General features: G+C 61.5%; 16 protein-coding genes. 9 read left to right on the top strand and 7 right to left on the bottom strand.

Going from position 1 to position 16,823, the window contains the following annotated elements; genetic code table 11:
- Window positions 1-57: 57 nt before the first annotated feature.
- Genes ACTNB1_RS07485 through ACTNB1_RS07475 form a run of 3 tightly spaced genes read right to left on the bottom strand, consistent with a single transcriptional unit; the run spans window position 58 to window position 4,150 of the window.
- Complete coding sequence (locus tag ACTNB1_RS07485; protein ID WP_441168637.1) at window positions 58-1,944, bottom strand: ABC transporter ATP-binding protein; 1,887 nt, start codon at window positions 1,942-1,944, stop codon at window positions 58-60.
- A 14-nt stretch (window positions 1,945-1,958) separates the two neighbouring features.
- Window positions 1,959-3,698: an ABC transporter ATP-binding protein gene (locus ACTNB1_RS07480; protein ID WP_441168636.1), complete on the bottom strand. Its 1,740-nt coding sequence runs from the start codon at window positions 3,696-3,698 to the stop codon at window positions 1,959-1,961.
- Entirely contained in the window at window positions 3,695-4,150 is a 456-nt protein-coding gene (locus ACTNB1_RS07475; RefSeq protein WP_441168635.1) for a MarR family winged helix-turn-helix transcriptional regulator, read from the bottom strand. The genes ACTNB1_RS07480 and ACTNB1_RS07475 overlap by 4 nt, the downstream gene beginning before the upstream one ends.
- A 165-nt stretch (window positions 4,151-4,315) precedes the next feature.
- Between ACTNB1_RS07475 and ACTNB1_RS07470 the strand changes: the two genes are divergently transcribed.
- From ACTNB1_RS07470 to ACTNB1_RS07455, 4 genes are all read left to right on the top strand, one after another.
- Window positions 4,316-5,239, top strand: a complete 924-nt coding sequence (locus ACTNB1_RS07470; RefSeq protein WP_441168634.1) for a LysR family transcriptional regulator — start codon at window positions 4,316-4,318, stop codon at window positions 5,237-5,239.
- Window positions 5,240-5,340: 101 nt separating this feature from the next.
- Window positions 5,341-6,450, top strand: coding sequence for a redox-regulated ATPase YchF (gene ychF, locus ACTNB1_RS07465; RefSeq protein ID WP_441168633.1), 1,110 nt, complete (start codon window positions 5,341-5,343; stop codon window positions 6,448-6,450).
- Window position 6,451: 1 nt separating this feature from the next.
- Complete coding sequence (locus tag ACTNB1_RS07460) at window positions 6,452-7,087, top strand: hypothetical protein (protein WP_441168632.1); 636 nt, start codon at window positions 6,452-6,454, stop codon at window positions 7,085-7,087.
- Entirely contained in the window at window positions 7,081-7,362 is a 282-nt protein-coding gene (locus ACTNB1_RS07455; protein ID WP_441168631.1) for a DUF1294 domain-containing protein, read from the top strand. The genes ACTNB1_RS07460 and ACTNB1_RS07455 overlap by 7 nt, the downstream gene beginning before the upstream one ends.
- Before the next feature lie 16 nt (window positions 7,363-7,378).
- Here the strand turns inward: ACTNB1_RS07455 and ACTNB1_RS07450 are convergent, their stop codons facing one another.
- Window positions 7,379-8,713 carry an MATE family efflux transporter gene (locus ACTNB1_RS07450; RefSeq protein WP_441168630.1) on the bottom strand — a complete coding sequence of 445 codons (1,335 nt, stop codon included), beginning with the start codon at window positions 8,711-8,713 and terminating at the stop codon, window positions 7,379-7,381.
- 77 nt (window positions 8,714-8,790) lie between these two features.
- Between ACTNB1_RS07450 and ACTNB1_RS07445 the strand changes: the two genes are divergently transcribed.
- Together ACTNB1_RS07445 and ACTNB1_RS07440 are read left to right on the top strand one after the other, a co-directional pair.
- Complete coding sequence (locus ACTNB1_RS07445) at window positions 8,791-9,618, top strand: MerR family transcriptional regulator (RefSeq protein ID WP_441168629.1); 828 nt, start codon at window positions 8,791-8,793, stop codon at window positions 9,616-9,618.
- Between the two features lie 99 nt (window positions 9,619-9,717).
- Complete coding sequence (locus ACTNB1_RS07440; RefSeq protein WP_441168628.1) at window positions 9,718-11,049, top strand: S1C family serine protease; 1,332 nt, start codon at window positions 9,718-9,720, stop codon at window positions 11,047-11,049.
- Between the two features lie 49 nt (window positions 11,050-11,098).
- Here ACTNB1_RS07440 and ACTNB1_RS07435 read toward each other — a convergent pair whose 3' ends face one another.
- Entirely contained in the window at window positions 11,099-11,305 is a 207-nt protein-coding gene (locus ACTNB1_RS07435; protein ID WP_441168627.1) for a DUF896 domain-containing protein, read from the bottom strand.
- Complete coding sequence (locus ACTNB1_RS07430; protein WP_441168626.1) at window positions 11,305-12,102, bottom strand: RNA-binding protein; 798 nt, start codon at window positions 12,100-12,102, stop codon at window positions 11,305-11,307. Before ACTNB1_RS07430 ends, ACTNB1_RS07435 begins: the two co-directional genes overlap by 1 nt.
- A 90-nt stretch (window positions 12,103-12,192) precedes the next feature.
- On the opposite strand from ACTNB1_RS07430, the gene ACTNB1_RS07425 reads away from it, so the two are divergent.
- Both ACTNB1_RS07425 and ACTNB1_RS07420 read left to right on the top strand, forming a co-directional pair.
- Window positions 12,193-13,176, top strand: a complete 984-nt coding sequence (locus ACTNB1_RS07425; RefSeq protein WP_441168625.1) for an MBL fold metallo-hydrolase — start codon at window positions 12,193-12,195, stop codon at window positions 13,174-13,176.
- 16 nt (window positions 13,177-13,192) lie between these two features.
- Window positions 13,193-13,777, top strand: coding sequence for a hypothetical protein (locus ACTNB1_RS07420; protein ID WP_441168624.1), 585 nt, complete (start codon window positions 13,193-13,195; stop codon window positions 13,775-13,777).
- Window positions 13,778-13,831: 54 nt separating this feature from the next.
- Here the strand turns inward: ACTNB1_RS07420 and ACTNB1_RS07415 are convergent, their stop codons facing one another.
- Window positions 13,832-15,577 carry an ABC transporter ATP-binding protein gene (locus ACTNB1_RS07415; protein ID WP_441168623.1) on the bottom strand — a complete coding sequence of 582 codons (1,746 nt, stop codon included), beginning with the start codon at window positions 15,575-15,577 and terminating at the stop codon, window positions 13,832-13,834.
- Window positions 15,578-15,680: 103 nt separating this feature from the next.
- Between ACTNB1_RS07415 and ACTNB1_RS07410 the strand changes: the two genes are divergently transcribed.
- Window positions 15,681-16,646, top strand: a complete 966-nt coding sequence (locus ACTNB1_RS07410; protein ID WP_441168622.1) for an AEC family transporter — start codon at window positions 15,681-15,683, stop codon at window positions 16,644-16,646.
- The last annotated feature ends 177 nt before the right edge of the window (window positions 16,647-16,823 follow it).

Raw genomic sequence — 16,823 nt, 5'->3', positions numbered from 1 at the left:
GGAGGCCGCACCAAGATTCTACACGGTTTTTTATGGAAAGGCAAGAGGGTTCCTGCGTCAGCCGGCAGCCTGGGCCGGCTTTCCGGTATAGAGCTGATAATACTTTCCTTTTTTCTCCATCAGCTGGTCGTGGGTGCCCCACTCGATGATGCGGCCCTGCTCCATGACCATGATGCAATCGGAGTTGCGGACGGTGGACAGGCGGTGGGCGATGACGAAGGTGGTCCGCCCGGTCATCAGGGCATCCATGCCGTCCTGCACCAGCTTTTCCGTCCGGGTGTCGATGGAGGAGGTGGCCTCGTCCAGGATCAGGGCGGGAGGATCGGCCACGGCGGCCCGGGCGATGGCAATGAGCTGCCGCTGGCCCTGGGACAGGTTGGCGCCGTCGCCGGTGAGCATGGTGTCATACCCGTCGGGCAGGCGGCGGATGAAGCCGTCGGCGTTGGCCAGCTGGGCGGCGGCGATGCACTCCTCGTCGGTGGCATCCAGGTTGCCGTAACGGATGTTGTCCATCACCGTGCCGGTAAAGAGGTGGGTGTCCTGGAGGACGATGCCCAGGGACCGGCGGAGGTCGGACTTTTTGATCTTGTTGATGTTGATGCCGTCGTACCGGATCTTGCCGTCGGCAATGTCGTAGAACCGGTTGATCAGGTTGGTGATAGTGGTCTTGCCGGCGCCGGTGGCTCCCACGAAGGCGATCTTCTGTCCCGGATGGGCGTACAGGCTGATGTCATGGAGCACTATTTTACCCGGCTCATAGCCGAAGTCCACGTGGTCCAGCACCACACCGCCCTCCAGCTTGGTGTAGGTGACGGTGCCGTCGGCCTTATGGGGATGCCGCCAGGCCCACACGTTGGTGCGCTCCTTGCTCTCGGTGAGCTGGCCGTCCGCCCCCTCCTTGGCGTTGACCAGCTCCACATAGCCCTCGTCGGATTCAGGCTGCTGGTCCATCAGCTCAAAGACACGCTGGGCACCGGCGGCGGCAGTGACCACGAAGTTGACCTGCTGGCTCACCTGGGTGATAGGCTGGGTGAAGCTCTTGTTCAGGCCCACGAAGGTGACCACCGTGCCCAGAGTGACCCCCGCCAGACCGTTGATGCCCAGCACGGCTCCTACGATAGCCACCAGCACATAGCTGAGCCAACCGATGTTGTTGTTGATGGGCATGAGCAGGTTGGCGTAGCGGTTGGCCTTGTCGGTGCTCTGGCGCAGGGCCTCGTTCACCTTGGCAAAATCGGCTTTGGCGGCCTCCTCATGGCAGAAGACCTTGACCACCTTCTGGCCGTCCAGCATCTCCTCGATAAAGCCGTCCACGATGCCCAGGTCCCGCTGCTGCCGGACATAGTATTTGCCGGACAGCCGGGAGAAGCACTGGGTAATGGTCAGCATCACCAGGGCGGTAAGTACCGAGATCACGGTGAGGGCGGGGTTGATGAACAGCATGGTCACCAGGGTGGCCACCATGGTGATCACCGAGTTGATGATCTGGGGAATGCTCTGGCTCAGCAGCTGCCGCAGGGTGTCGATATCGTTGGTGTACACCGACATGATGTCGCCGTGGGCGTGGGTGTCAAAGTACTGGATGGGCAGGGACTCCATGCTGCGGAACAGGTCGTTGCGCAGCCGGCGCATGGTGCCCTGGCTGACGTTGACCATGATGCGGTTGTAGGCAAAGGCAGCCACCACGCCCAGCGCCATCAGGCAGGCCAGCTTGGCGATCTGGGCAGCCAGTCCGCTGAAGTCCCGGGAGCCGCTGTTCACCATGGGCACAATGTAGTCGTCCACCAGGGTCTGGGGGAAGGTGGCGGCCATTACGGTGGCCACGGCGGAGATCAGGATGCACAGGATGACCAGCGCGAACAGGGCTCCGTAGGAGCGGAGCATATAGCGGAGCACCCGGTTGAGCACCTTGCCGGCGCCGGCCTTGGGTTTGGTTTGATTCATGGAAATGGCCTCCTTTATGCGCTCTGGTCGAAGTCGCCGCCGCCCTTGACCTGGGAATCGTATATTTCCCGGTAAATGGCGTTGGTCTTGAGCAGGTTTTCGTGGGTATCGAAGCCGTTGATGCGGCCCTCGTCCAGCACCAGGATGCGGTCGGCGTGCTCCACGCTGGAGATCCGCTGGGCGATGATGATCTTGGTGGTGCCTGGGATCTGCTCGGCAAAGGCCGCGCGGATGCGGGCGTCGGTGGCGGTGTCCACGGCGGAGGTGGAGTCGTCCAGGATCAGGACCTTGGGGTGCTTCAGCAGAGCCCGGGCAATACACAGCCGCTGCTTCTGGCCGCCGGACACGTTGGCGCCTCCCCGCTCGATGCGGGTCTGATAGCCGTCGGGGAAGCGGTCAATGAACTCGTCGGCGCAGGCCGCCTGACAGGCCCGGATGCATTCCTCCTCGGTGGCGTCCGGGTTACCCCAGCGCAGGTTGTCCAGAATAGTGCCGGAGAACAGGGTGTTCTTCTGGAGCACCACCGACACCTGGTTCCGCAGGGCCTCCATGTCGTACTGACGCACGTCCAGGCCGCCCACCCTGACGGAGCCCTCGCTTACGTCATAGAGCCGGCAGATCAGATTCACCAGGCTGCTCTTGCCCGAGCCGGTGCCGCCGATGACGCCGATGGTCTCCCCGGACTTGATGTGCAGGTCAATGTCGCTGAGGGCATTTTTTCCGCTGCCCTGCTTGTAGGAGAAGCTGACGTGGTCGAAGTCGATGGAGCCGTCAGCCACTTCGGTGACGGGCCGCTCCGGCTCGGCCAGGTCGGGGGTCTCCCGCAGGACCTCGCTGATCCGGCGGATGCTGGCCATGGACATGGAGATCATGACCACCACCATGGACAGCATCATCAGGCTCATCAGCAGGGACATGATGTAGCTGAACAGGCTGGTGAGGTCGCCGGTGGACAGGGTGCCTCCCACGATAAACTGGGCGCCCAGCCAGGAGGCGGAGAGGATGCAGAAGTACACCGCCAGCATCATGGCCGGGTTATTGAAGGCCAGCAGGCCCTCGGCCTTGACGAACAGCTTATACAGGTTGGCGGAGGCCTTGGCAAATTTCTGGTTCTCGTAGTCCTCCCGGACGAAGGCCTTCACCACCCGGATGGCGGACACGTTCTCCTGGACGCTGGCGTTCAGGTCGTCGTACTTCTGAAAGACCCGGTTGAAGATCTTCAGCGTGACCACCATAATGGCCCCCAGGACCACGATGAGGAATACCACCGCGATGAGGAACATCAGGCTCATCCGGGGGCTGATGATCAGGCACATGGCGTAGCTGAACACCAGCATCAGCGGAGCCCGCACCGCGATACGGATGACCATCATGAAGGCGTTCTGTACGTTGGTGATGTCGGTGGTCATCCGGGTGACCAGGCCAGGCACGCTGAATTTGTCGATGTTGGAAAAGGAAAAGGTCTGGATATTGTCATAGATGGCCTGGCGTAGGTTGGCCGACAGGCCGGCGGAGGCGCTGGCGGCGCATTTGCCGGCCAGGGCGCCAAAAGCCAGGCTGAGCAGGGCCAGGACCACCATCAGGATTCCGTAGCGGTATACGACGGACAGATTGGCGGCCTCCAGGCCCCGGTCAATGATGATGGCGGTGATAAAGGGCATGAGGATCTCCATAAAGATCTCCAGCGCCGCCATAGCGATGCACAGGAACGTGTCCTTCCGGTACCGCCCCAGGTGCCGTAATACTTCTTTCACGATTCGGTTGCCTCCCTTTGGGTCTCAGATAGATTGCGGAGCATTTTCTTTTGCAGGCGGTCCAGGTCGGACAGCTCCTCCGGCGAAAAACCCCGGTAGAGGATGTCCTCCATGGTTTGAAAGGAGGTCTCCAGCGCAGCCTGAAGCTGCCGGCCCTGTTCCGTGCCGAACAGCAGCCTGCGCCGGTCGTCCTCCGGACAGAGCTCCACCCGCACATAGCCCTTTTCCCGCAGCCGCTTGACCAGGTGGGAAATGGTGGCCTTGGAGCTCCCTGAAACCTGGTGGAGCGTCGTCACGGAGGCTCCTTCGCCGGCCTGCTGCAGCACATAGAGCAGCGCGTGGGCCTGCACGCCTGTAATATTGCGTTCCGCCAGCACCCGGTTGAAGCGCTGATCCAGCTGGATGCTGATCTGCCGGTTCTCCCGCATCAGCCGTCCTCGATCCAGTGCCATATGATATCCCCCCTTTGATCGCGTCGGGCGCAAATTGTTAGCTACCTTACTTTTTATAGCACTAACCAACTTGTATGTGAAATTCAAATCTGCTATAATCTATAAATAACTTTTATTGTTTTTCCGCATTGACTAAACTTTTCCCGCGGACAGGAGGCGGTTTTGTTGAATACCACGCAGTTGGAGTGTTTTATGGCGGTGGCGGATTTCCTCAACTTTTCCCGGGCGGCGGAGCATCTGCGGATCACCCAGCCCGCCGTCAGCCACCAGATCAAGACCCTGGAGGACGAGCTGGGGGTTGCCCTGTTCCGGCGCACCAGCAAAACCGTCCGCCTCACCCAGGAGGGGCACCTGTTCCTGCAATACGCCGAGGATATCCTGAAGCTGGCGGGCCGGTCCGTGACCCAGGTCAGACAGTGCCGGAGCAGCCGGCCGGTCAAGCTGGGCATTGGCTGCCGCAGCGCCGCCGATCTGCGGCTCATCCGTCCGGCCCTGGAACGGCTGCGGCAGGAGGAGCCGGAGGTGGTGCCCCAGCTGCGGCTGTTTCCCTTCAGCTCCCTGGACAACCTGCTTGCGGAGGGGGATATCGACGTCATGCTCACCTTTCAGGAGACCGTGCCGAAAAACAGCACCTATCATGAGCTGACCCGCTGCCCCATCGTGTGTATCTGCCGGGAGGACCACCCCCTGGCAAAGGCGGAGGAGCTGACTCCGGAGGAGCTGACTCCGGAGGAGCTGAAGGGGACGGCCACCATCGCCGCCTGCCGCCCTCCCGCCTGTCCTCCGTCCCTCTTCGCCCTTCAGGGGCAGATCGTCACCGCCATCCCCCCGGACCAGGTGATGTTCTGCGAAAACCAGGAGGTGCTGCTCACCCTGGTGGAGGCCGGGTACGCCTTCGCCGTGATGGCGGATTTCCCCCAGCTGCGGCGGCCGGGGCTGTGCCGGATCCCCCTGGTCGGACCCCCGTCTTTGTCCTATGGGGCGGCCTGGCCCGCCGACCGCCGGAGCCCGGTCCTGCGGCGGTTCCTGAACCTGCTGCGGGAGACCCTGTCCGGCGGCGAGATCGGGGAGAAAAAAGTGGGGATATAACTGTCCAATGGCTATTGAGGATAACAAAATCCTATGTTATAATACAATGTTGTGTTAGCGACTGCTTTGCCGCACAGGAAATAAAGGAGCTGTGGAGATAGATGAAATTAGGTATCGTGGGCCTGCCCAACGTGGGCAAGAGCACCCTGTTCAATGCCATCACCAACGCCGGCGCTGAGAGCGCCAACTACCCCTTCTGCACCATCGACCCCAACGTGGGCGTGGTGGCCGTGCCCGACAGCCGGCTGGACGCGCTGAGCGAGATGTACCACCCCAAGAAGACCACCCCCGCCGTGGTGGAGTTCGTGGACATCGCCGGTCTGGTCAAGGGTGCCAGCCAGGGCCAGGGTCTGGGCAACAAGTTCCTGTCCAACATCCGTGCCTGCGACGCCATCGTCCACGTGGTGCGCTGCTTTGACGATGAGAACATCATGCACGTGGTGGCCGACACCAGCACCAACGTGCCGGTGGACCCCGCCGGGGACATCGGCGTCATCGACATCGAGCTCATCATGGCCGACGTGGAGATGGTGGAGCGACGCATCGACAAGGCCCAGAAGGCCGCCAAGGGTGACAAAAAATTCCTGCGGGAGGTGGAGGTGTTCTCCGCCCTGAAGGACTGGCTCAACGACGGCAACTCCGCCCGCTCCTTCGAGTGTGACGAGGACGACGCCGCCATCATCGCCACCGCCGAGCTGCTGAGCCTGAAGCCCATCATCTACGCCGCCAACCTGGACGAGGACGGCTTTGCCGACTGCCAGAGCAATGCCTACTATAAGATCGTGGAGGAGCTGGCCGCCAAGGAGGGCGCTCAGGTCATCCCCGTGTGCGCCAAGCTGGAGGCCGAGATCGCCGAGCTGGACGCCGAGGAGAAGAAGATGTTCCTGGAGGAGCTGGGCATTCCCCAGTCCGGTCTGGACCGACTGATCCAGGCCAGCTACACCCTGCTGGGCCTCATCTCCTTCCTCACCTCCGGCGAGGATGAGTGCCGGGCCTGGACCATCGTCAAGGGCACCAAGGCTCCCCAGGCCGCCGGCAAGATCCACACCGACTTTGAGCGGGGCTTCATCCGGGCCGAGGTGGTCAATTTCGACGACCTGATGGCCTGCGGCTCCATGAACGCCGCCAAGGAGAAGGGCCTGGTCCGCTCCGAGGGCAAGGAGTATGTGATGAAGGACGGGGACATCGTCCTGTTCCGGTTCAACGTGTAAGATGACATACCGCGCGTCTCTCTCCCGGCCGGAGCTGCTGGACATCCGGGGACCGGAGGGACAGGTCACCCGGGGAGCCGACCAGGACTGGTACTCCGACCCCTGGCAGCAGCGGGCGGGCTGCGGCCCCACCGCCGCCTCGGTGATCTTTTCCTATCTGGCCCGCACCCATGCCGATCTGCTGCCCCTGTGTCCGGACGATGTGTCGGGCCGGGCGGCCTTTGTGGAACTGATGTGCAGGGTGTGGGACTATGTCACCCCCATTTCCCACGGGCTGAACAAGCCGGATCTGATGGTGGACGATATGGCGGCCTATGCCGGATCGGTGGGGCTGGAGCTGTCGCCCGCCCTGTTCACCGTACCCGCCGCCCGCACCAAGCGGCTCCCCTATGAGCAGGCCGCCGCCTTTGTGGCCGCCAGCCTGGAGCGGGACTGTCCGGTGGCCTTTCTCAACCTCCACAACGGGCTGGAAAAGCGGCTGGACTGGTGGCACTGGGTGACCATCACCGCCCTGGACGGGGACAAGGTCACCATTCTGGACAGCGGGGCGGAGCTGGAGATCGACTTGAGGCTGTGGTACCAGACCAGTAAAAAAAGAGGCGGCCTGGTGGCCGCCTTGGGGGTAGACGCATGCTGAAATGGATCGGGCTGTGGGTGCTTGCCCTCAGTATTCTGGACTTTTCCCTCATGGGGATCGACAAGCGAAAGGCCAAACGGGGCGCCTGGCGGGTGCCGGAAAAGACCTTTTTCCTGGTGGCTGTGCTGGGGGGCTCCCCGGGCGCCATCCTGGGTATGAGGCTTTTCCACCACAAGACCCGTCACTGGTACTTTAAGTGGGGCCTGCCGGCGATCCTCATCGCCCAGCTGGCTCTGGGGTTCTGGCTCTTCTGGATATGGAACGGGCGGCCGTAACGGCCGCCCGTTTTTGCTATGTTTTTTTCCAACCGTACATGCCCCGATTGCGCCACAGCAGAAGGCCGGAGAGCACGCAGCTCAGAGCTTCCGCCGCCGGCACCGCCAGCCATACTCCAGGTACCCCCAGCAGCCGGGGCAGCAAGAGCAGCCCGGCCATCAAGAAGCCAAAGGTGCGGGCAAAGGAGATGATCGCCGACCGGGTTCCGTCCCCCAGGGCGGTGAACAGGGCAGAGGCAAAAATGTTCACCCCGGCGAAGAGGAAGGCGGGCGCAAACAGCCGGAAACCGTACAGGGCCAGGTCGTAGACCTGGGTACCTTTGGGGGAGAAGACCCCCACAATAACGGGCGCCAGCAGCTGAGCCGCGGCGAAAATGGCCAACGCCCCCAGCAGGATAAACCGGGCGCAGTGGGCAAACACAGCCCGCAGCCGATCGTACCGCTCCGCCCCGTGGTTGAAGCTGAACACCGGGGCAACTCCCATGGAGAAGCCCAAAAAGAGGGCGATCAGCAGGAACTGGGCGTAGAGCACGATGGTAATGGCGGCCACACCCGGCTCTCCCAGCAGATCCAGCATGATGGCGTTAAAGAAAAAGGTGGTAACAGCGGTGGACAGGTTGGTAACCATCTCCGACGAGCCGTTAAAGCAGGCCCGGCCCAGCAGCCGCCACCGCAGCTCCGGCTTGCCGAAGCGCAGCCCGTGCTTCCGGGTCAGAAAGAAGATCACCCCGCACACCGCCGGGATGCAGTAGCCGGTGACGGTGGCGATGGCCGCGCCGGCGATGCCCATCTCCAACGGACCCATGTACAGCCAGTCCAGCACCCCGTTGGTCACCCCCGCCGCGATGGTGAGGCCCAGACCCAGGCCGGGCCGGCCGGCGGTGACGAAAAAGCTCTCAAACAGCAGCTGGAGCATGGCCATGGGGGCAAACAGCAGCTGGATGCGCAGATAGGTGACTGTGTCGGCCATCAGCACATCGCTGGCTCCCAGCAGCCCGGCTAGCTGCTCCGCTCCCAGGCAGCTCACCAGGGTAAAGACTCCGCCGGCACACACAGCCGTCAGAGCCAGAAAGCCGAAGGTACGCCTGGCGCCCTCCAGATCCCCCGCCCCCATTCGGTGGCCCACCACGGCGCTGCCGCCGGTACCCAGCATGATGCCTACCGCCAGCATGACGCTGACAGCAGGATAGGCGATATTGATGGCAGCCAGGGCGTTCTCTCCCACCAGCCGGGAGGTAAGTACGCCATCCACAATGGTATATAAAGATGTGACCAGCATCATAATGGTAGTGGGCAGGGCAAAGTACAGCAGCCCGCCCAGACTGAAGTCCTGGTCCAGCCGGTTTTTCACAAAAATTCCTCCTTCCCCAGGTGCTCCGAATATGATAAACTATCGGGTAACCCGAAAGTCAAGGGGGAGTTGACCAAATGCCGCAGAAAAACAAAGGCTTTACCACCGGGGAGTTTGCCCGGCTGTGCGGGGTGAGCAAACACACCCTGTTTCACTACGATGAAATCGGGATCTTTTCCCCCGCCATCCGAGGAGAGAACGGCTACCGTTACTATGCGCCGGTGCAGATCGAGGTCTTTAACGTCATCGCCGCCTTGAAGGAGCTGGGGATGCCGTTGGCGGAAATCCGCTCCTACCTGGACCGGCGCAGCCCGGAGGAGCTGCTGGTTCTGCTGGAACGGGAGCAGGCGGCTCTCACCCAAAAGCTGACCCGGCTGGGGCACATCCGGCGGCTCATCGGCCGCCGGGCGGAGCTGACCCGCCGGGCCATGGCAGTGGTCCCCGGCCGGGTGGAAATGGAGGATCAGCCAGAGCGGTGGTATGTGACCACTCCTGCCGCCGGCATCACCGATCAGGAAAAGTATGTCCATGTGATGGCCCGGCACCTGGAATACTGCGACGCCCACGGGGTGGACAGCCCCTACGCTCTGGGGGCTCTCATGCCCACGGACGCCGCACGGCGGGGAGATTGGGACGGCTACACCATCTGCTACACCCAAGTGGATCGCCCGCTGAAGGGGGTGGAGCTCTTCACCGCCCCGGCGGGACGGTACCTGACCTACTGCCACGCCGGCAGCTTTGACACTATACGGGAGGGATACGCCCGCCTGCTCTCCCACGCCGATGAAAACCGGCTGGAGCTGGGTCCCTGGGTGCTGGAGGATGTGCTGCTGGACGAGCTGTGCTGCAAGGGCTATGACCAGTATTTGCTGAAATTGTCTGTTTCGGTTATGGATGGAATTTAAAAAAGATGCAAAGTTTCTTCATGTTTTATACACAATTTCCGGTTATCCTAAGTACCGTTCCAAAGAGAAAAACCAAACCCGTCAAAGGAGCGAAGCGTTATGTATTACAGCGATTATAACAGACCCCCTGAGGAACGGGAGCCTATCATAGAGACCGATCAGTTCCACGTCCATGATACCGAACCGCCCAAGCCGAAGAAAAAGGGCATGGCCGCCAAGTTTGTGGCTCTGGGCCTGTGCTGTGCCCTCATCGGCGGCGCAGTGGGCGGCGGCGGCGTGTGGGCCGCCAGCCGGCTGGCAGGCAGCCATTCCGTGATTTATCAGGGCACCGGCAACACCACCGCCGTGTCCCTGGCCAATGTGGACGGCCAGACCGTCCTCACCCCGGAGGAGATCTACGCCGCCAACTTGGGCGCTGTGGTAGGCGTCAACGGCAATGTGGACACCAACGTGTTCGGCTACACCGTGAAGAACGCCGTGTCCGGTTCCGGCTTTGTCATCAGCTCCAATTCCACCACCAGCTACATTCTGACCAACTACCACGTCATTGACGGCGTCAGCGACATCACCGTGTTCTTCTCCGACGGCAAGAGCTATGACGCCACCCTGGTGGGCGGCGAGGCCGACAACGATATCGCCGTGCTGAAGATCGACGTGGGCAACCTGCAAACCGTGGTGCTGGGCGACTCCGACACCCTGAACGTGGGCGAGAACGTGTACGCCATCGGCAACCCCCTGGGTGAGCTGACCTTCACCTTCACCGGCGGCTACGTCTCCGCCAAGGACCGCTCCGTCACCATGAGCGACGGCACCGTGATGAACATGCTTCAGACCGATACCGCCATCAACTCCGGCAACTCCGGCGGTCCTCTGTTCAATGAGTACGGCCAGGTGGTGGGCATCGTGTCCGCCAAGCTGTCCAGCAGCTCCAGCTCGGAGGCCTCCGTGGAGGGCCTGGGCTTCGCCATTCCCATCAACGACGTGAAGGATATGATCACCTCCATCATGGAACACGGTTATGTCACCGGCAAGCCCAACGTGGGCATCCTGATGAACGACGTCAATGAGGCCGCCCAGCGCTACGGCGTTCCCGCCGGCGCTGAGGTCATGGCCGTGCTGGAGGGCTCCGGTGCCGATAAGGGCGGCCTGCAGGTGGGCGACATCATCACTGCCGTCAACGGCGAGACCGTGGAGAGCAGCGACGCCCTCAAATCCGCCGTTCAGGACTGCAAGGCCGGGGAGCAGGTCACCTTTACCGTCTACCGGGACGGAGACACCCTGGATGTGACCGTCACCCTGGACGAGGATAACCAGGACACCCAGGCGGCCATGGACCAGCTCTATCAGGAATATCAGGAGCAGCAACAGCAGCAGTCCCAGTCCCAGCAGCAGGGCGGGAACTACTACTACAACTTCCCCTTCGGCTGGTAATTTGAGATAAAAAAACCGCCCTCCCACACGGGAGGGCGGTTTTTTGTGTTTAGGGCTTCTTGCCCAGCTTATGCCGGGTGCCGTCGGGCTCCACGATGACAGTGTTCTCCAGCTGGGCCACCAGATTGTTCCGGTAGGCGGCAATATACTCCTGCCGCAGCAGGTCCCGCTCCACCATCTCTTCCGGAGTAAGACCCTCCTCGCTCTTGGCCTTTTTGGCCAGTTCATTGATCCGCGCGATTTTTTTCTCGTCCATTATACATACCGCTCCAATACGATCATAATACGCCCCTTTTTGGACGGGCCGCCCACTTCCTTCACCACGCACTTGCCAAAACCCCGGCAGGAGAGGGTGTCTCCCTCATTCACCGGCCGGTCGGGCTTGAGGCACTCCTGGTGGTTGAGCTGTACCTTGCCGGAGGAGATCAGGTCGGCGGCCTTGCCCCGGGATATGGAGAAACCGGAGGATGCCACCGCGTCCAGCCGCAGGGAGCTCACCGTATCCCGGATGGTCCTGACCTGCACCGGCGGAGGAGACACCATTTCCAGGGAAATGGAGCTCACCTTCAAGTGTACCCGGCCCGCCTGCTCCAGGTGGAGGAGCAGGAAGTCCGCCACGTCCTCCAGCACCAGCACGTCGCACACGCCGTCTCTCACCAGCAGGTCTCCCACCTTCTCCCGGTCCAGGCCCAGGCCCAGGATGGAGCCCAGGAAGTCCCGGTGGGTCAGGCTGCCGCCGGTCCAGGTACAGCGGAGGGCCCGGATGGGGTCATACTCCTGTCCGGCCAGCCAGTCCTCCTCCTCCAGCCAGTCGGGGAGAAAGGCGCACACCGTCCGCTCGGCGTCGGCAAAGCCGCCGAAAAACAGGTGCCGGGGCCAGCCCTCCGCCCGGATCAGCCCCTCCACAACGGCGCGCTCATGGGGGGAGAGAAAGCCGGTGTGACTGGGGACGCCCCGGTCCCAGGCCAGCTCCAGCTTGTCCAGTACCCGGGCCAGCAGCAGCCGCTCCTCACCGTCCCGGGCCAGCTTGTTCAGCAGTTCCGTCTTGGTCATGGTCCCCCTCCTTCGGAAGAATAGTATAGCATATCCGAGAAAAATCGTATATAATCAATTTAAAAATGATGACAAAGGAGATTGCACCCCATGCCTCAGCAGATCATTCCCAACCTGTACCGCATCCCCGTCCCCCTGCCGGGCAACCCGCTGAAGGAGCTCAACGCCTACCTGATCCGGGGAAAGGACCGCTGCCTGCTGGTGGACACCGGCTTCCGCCAGGATCCCTGCCGCCAGGCCCTCTTCTCTCAGCTGAAGGAGCTGGGTCTGGCTCCCGGCGACGTGGACGTGCTGCTCACCCATCTCCACTCCGACCACGCCGGTCTGGCTCCTGAGGCGGCGGGGGAGAAGGGCACGATTTTTGTCAGCGCCATTGACCGCCCGGCTCTGGACTGTTACAAAGAGCAGCGGGCCGCTCAGTGGGATGCCTGGCTTCTACGCTTTGGGCAGGAGGGATTTCCGGCGGAGCTGCTGAAGGATATGGAGCACACCAATCCCGCCTGGTCCATGGCGCCTCCGGAGGGGGGCCACTATGAGAGCCTGGTGGACGGCCAGGTGCTGGAGGCCGGCGGATTCCGGCTCCGGGCCCTGCTGATGCCCGGCCACACCCCCGGCCAGATGTGCTTCTGGGTGGAGGGCGAGGGCCTGCTGCTGCTGGGCGACCACGTGCTCTTTGATATCACGCCCAACATCACCGCCTGGCCTGACATGCCCGACGCCCTGGGCTCCTATCTGGAGAGCCTGGACGCCATCCGGAACTATGTACCCAAGTGTGCCCTCCCCGGCCACCGGGAGAGCGGCAACCTGGTCCAGCGGGTGGACCAGCTGAAGGAGCACCACCGCCAGCGCCTGGAGGAGGCCTTCCAGGCCGTAAAGAACCATCCCGGCGCCGGAGCTTATGAGCTAGCCGGATACATGACCTGGAAGATCCGGGCCAGAAACTGGGCGGAGTTCCCGGTAGCCCAGAAGTGGTTTGCGGTAGGGGAGTGCATGTCCCACCTGGATCACCTGATGACCCAGGGCCGGATCACCTGCAAAGCGGAGGACGGTCTGAACCGCTATCAGGCGGTATAATGAGCGAGGCACCGAAATGGACGCATGGTATGAGAAATACAAGGCCCTGAAGCTGGACGGCTACCCCATTGGTCTGGCGGAGGAGGACAGTGAGCCTTATTTCTGCACCCCCGTGGACGCGGAGATCATCGGCTGGGACAACGGAATCCACTACTGCTTCCTACCGAAATTCGGAGAAATGGTCTTTTGCGTCAACCCGGAGACCCGCTGCGACCAGTTTGTCTATCCCATCGCGGAAAATTTCCGGGATTTTCTGCGGCTGATCCTGGCCGTTGGGTGCACCAATCCCTTACAGCAGATCGTCTGGTGGGGCAGAAAGCAGTTTGAGGACTTTATCCGCAACCCGGAGGAGGCAGCCTATGCCGCTTCGCCGGAGGTGACGGCGGTGCTCCGGGCCATTGGGGAGCATCTGGACCTGACGCCCATGGAGGACCCCTTCGGGTACGTCAAGGGGCTCCAGACTGATTTCCCCTATGAGCGTATCCCGTTTTCCAACGAATACTACGACACCCTGGGCCTGGAGCGGCCCGACGGGACGGAGCCGGAGGAGAACGGCTTTGCCTTTGAGGCGGCGGTCTTTACCTTCCCCTCTGAACCGTAACACCCTGAAAAAGAACCGGCGCCCGGCCATTTTTGCAATGGCCGGACGCTTTTCTTATACGGAAACTGATTTTTGGAGACTGTATAACCGGGCGTATTCGCCGCCCTTGGCCATCAGCTCCTCGTGGGTGCCCTCCTCAGCGATACCGCAGCCGTCAATGACGATGATGTGTCCGGCAGAGCGGATGGTGGACAGCCGATGGGCGATGATAAGGGTGGTGCGGCCCTGGGCCAGCTCCTCGAAGGCGGACTGGATGCGGGCCTCGGTGACACTGTCCAGAGCGGAGGTGGCTTCGTCCAGGATCAAAATAGGCGGGTCCTTGAGGAAGATACGGGCAATGGACACCCGCTGCTTCTGGCCGCCGGAGAGCATCACGCCCCGCTCACCCACCTGAGTCTGGAAACCGTCGGGCATCTGCATGATGTCGTCATAAATCTCCGCCCGCTTGGCGGCCTCCACCACCTCCGCCTCAGTGGCGTCGGGGCGGCCGTAGCGGATGTTGTCATAGATAGTGCCGGCAAAGAGGAACACGTCCTGCTGTACGATGCCGATGTGCTCCCGCAAAGAGCGCTGCTGGAGCTCCCGCACGTCCTGGCCGTCCACCAGCACCCGGCCGCCGGTAACGTCGTAGAACCGGGGAATGAGCTGGCACAGGGTGGACTTGCCGCCGCCGGAGGGGCCCACCACCGCCACCGTCTCGCCGGGGCGGACATGGAGGGTGACGTGGTCCAGCACCGGCTCGGCGGAGGACTCATACCGGAAGGACACGTCGTCCACCAGAATATCACCCTTCACATGCTCCAGGGGATGGGCGTCGGGGGCGTCCTGGATGGCGGGCTCTACCCGCATCAGCTCCACGAACCGCTTAAAGCCCGCCATGCCCTGCATGAACTGCTCCACGAAGGCGGACAGCTTGCGGATGGGGGTGATAAAGGTGGTGACGTACAGGGCAAAGGTGGTCAGATCGATAAAATCCATCTGTCCCACCATGATCAGGTAGCCGCCGAAGGCGATGACCAGTGCGGACAGAATGCCCATAAAGAACTCCATCCCCGACTGGTAAAAGGCCATGGTGCGGTAGTAGCCCCGTTTGGCCCCCCGGAACTGGTCGTTGGCGGCGTTGAACTTGTCGCTCTCGGCCTGCTCGTTGGCAAAGGCCTTGGCGGTGCGCATGCCAGAGATGGAGGACTCCACCTCACCGTTGATGCCGGCCAGCTTGGCCTTGACCTCAATGGAGGCCTTCATCATCTTCTTCCGGGTGAGGGCAGTAAAGAGGATGAAGATGGGGATGACGGCAAAGACCACCAGGGCCAGCCGCCACTGGACGGTGAGCATGATGCAGAAGGCACCCAGAATGGTCACCGAGGAGATAAACAGGTCCTCCGGGCCGTGGTGGGCCAGCTCGGTGATTTCAAACAGGTCGCCGGTGACCCGGCTCATCAGCTGACCGGTACGGTTCTTGTCATAAAAGGAGAAGGACAGATCCTGCATGTGGGCAAACAGGTCCCGGCGGATATCCGCCTCCATCCGCACACCCAGCAGGTGTCCCCAGTAGGTGACAATAAAATAGAGCGCCCCCTTGAGGACGTAAGCTCCCACCAGGGCGGCCATGACGGCGAAGAAAGCGGTAAACAGCTTCTGGGGCAGCAGGGTCTGCATGGACCAGCGGGATACCATGGGGAAGAGCAGATCCACAATGCAGATGCACAGCGCGCATACCATATCCAGCAAAAAGAGCCGCCAGTGGGGCTTATAGTAGGAGACGAAGATCTTCAGATATCCGTCCTTGCGTGCGGCCATGGGGAGGCCCTCCTTTCTTTTCCTTACAATGAAGCAAAATTCAGTATATCCCGCCCCGGAATACTTTGTCAACCTGTTTGCAATTTCCAGGGAAATCGGTATAATGGTACTGCTTAATAAAAAGGAGCTGTTGGATGTGGCGGAGAATTTTCTGCTGGTCGCTTCCCAGGTTGGAACCCTGTTTTTAATGATGGGCGTGGGCTATGTACTGGCAAAAACCGGTAAGCTGACCGGAGATGGCCTGGCCCAGATGACATATATGCTGCTCTATGTGGTGGTGCCCTGCCTGATGATCGACACCCTGCAGATTCCCCGCAGCGCTGAGCTGATGCGGGTCATGGGGCTGTGCATGGCCCTTACCCTGGGACTCTATCTGCTGATGGCCCTGGGCGTATGCCTGCTGTTCCGGCGTCAGCCCACCAACACCCGCATTGTGCTGCGCTATGGTACGATGTATGGCAATATCGGCTTTATGGGGCTCCCTCTGATCCAGGCGGTGTTGGGAGATGAGGGCATGGTGTTTGCCATTATGGGCCAGGTGGGCTTCACCATCTTCGCCTGGAGCCACGGTGTACTGCTCATGGGTGGCAAAGAGGGCTTTTCTGTAAAAAAGATGCTCTTTAACCCCGGTATTTTCGGAGCAGTGGCCGGTGTGGGCCTGTTTTTGCTGGACTTCCGCCTGCCCGCCTTTCTGGGAGACGGCGTGGCCTTCCTGGGCAGTATGAATTCTCCCCTGGCTATGGTGGTCATCGGCGCACAGATGGCCTCCGCCGATCTGGGTGCTACCTTCCGCAACCCCCTGCTCTACTCCGCCGCCCTGGCCAAGCTGGCCGTTGTTCCCCTGGCCACCGCCCTGATCCTGCTGCCGCTGCACCTGGACCCGGTGATGTACACCACCCTGGTGATCCTGGCGGCCACCCCCACGGCGGGATACACCTCTATTTTCTCCCAGCAATACCAGCGAGATACATCCACTGCCGCCCAGCTGGTCACCCTGACCACCCTGTGCTGCATTCTTACTCTGCCCTGCTTTGCGGTGCTGGCCGCTCTCTTTGGTGGTTTATCATAGCAAAGTAGAATAAAAACCGACTTTCAAAAAAGGCCAAACCTATAGAATACAACAAAGTTAAACGTTTCTCTTGCAATGACTAGGACACTGTGGTATAAAAAAGTATATTTATACAGCGGAGCAGAAAATCTGAGGTCCGCAGCAGTTCCAGGAAAATAGCGGGGCGTACTGCGGTAC

The sequence above is a fragment of the Flavonifractor sp. HCP28S3_F3 genome, assembly GCF_052065355.1.
Lineage (GTDB): Bacteria > Bacillota > Clostridia > Oscillospirales > Oscillospiraceae > Flavonifractor.
Note: the sequence above shows the minus strand (reverse complement) of the source record. Positions and strands in the feature narration are given on the sequence as shown.

Bases quoted from the DNA above. Each gene is read 5' to 3' on its own strand.
- ACTNB1_RS07485 (WP_441168637.1), bottom strand. From the start codon at position 1,944: ATGAATCAAACCAAACCCAAGGCCGGCGCCGGCAAGGTGCTCAACCGG.
- ACTNB1_RS07475 (WP_441168635.1), bottom strand. From the start codon at position 4,150: ATGGCACTGGATCGAGGACGGCTGATGCGGGAGAACCGGCAGATCAGC.
- ychF (WP_441168633.1), top strand. From the start codon at position 5,341: ATGAAATTAGGTATCGTGGGCCTGCCCAACGTGGGCAAGAGCACCCTG.
- ACTNB1_RS07460 (WP_441168632.1), top strand. From the start codon at position 6,452: ATGACATACCGCGCGTCTCTCTCCCGGCCGGAGCTGCTGGACATCCGG.
- ACTNB1_RS07455 (WP_441168631.1), top strand. From the start codon at position 7,081: ATGCTGAAATGGATCGGGCTGTGGGTGCTTGCCCTCAGTATTCTGGAC.
- ACTNB1_RS07445 (WP_441168629.1), top strand. From the start codon at position 8,791: ATGCCGCAGAAAAACAAAGGCTTTACCACCGGGGAGTTTGCCCGGCTG.
- ACTNB1_RS07440 (WP_441168628.1), top strand. From the start codon at position 9,718: ATGTATTACAGCGATTATAACAGACCCCCTGAGGAACGGGAGCCTATC.
- ACTNB1_RS07435 (WP_441168627.1), bottom strand. From the start codon at position 11,305: ATGGACGAGAAAAAAATCGCGCGGATCAATGAACTGGCCAAAAAGGCC.
- ACTNB1_RS07430 (WP_441168626.1), bottom strand. From the start codon at position 12,102: ATGACCAAGACGGAACTGCTGAACAAGCTGGCCCGGGACGGTGAGGAG.
- ACTNB1_RS07425 (WP_441168625.1), top strand. From the start codon at position 12,193: ATGCCTCAGCAGATCATTCCCAACCTGTACCGCATCCCCGTCCCCCTG.
- ACTNB1_RS07420 (WP_441168624.1), top strand. From the start codon at position 13,193: ATGGACGCATGGTATGAGAAATACAAGGCCCTGAAGCTGGACGGCTAC.
- ACTNB1_RS07415 (WP_441168623.1), bottom strand. From the start codon at position 15,577: ATGGCCGCACGCAAGGACGGATATCTGAAGATCTTCGTCTCCTACTAT.
- ACTNB1_RS07410 (WP_441168622.1), top strand. From the start codon at position 15,681: ATGGTACTGCTTAATAAAAAGGAGCTGTTGGATGTGGCGGAGAATTTT.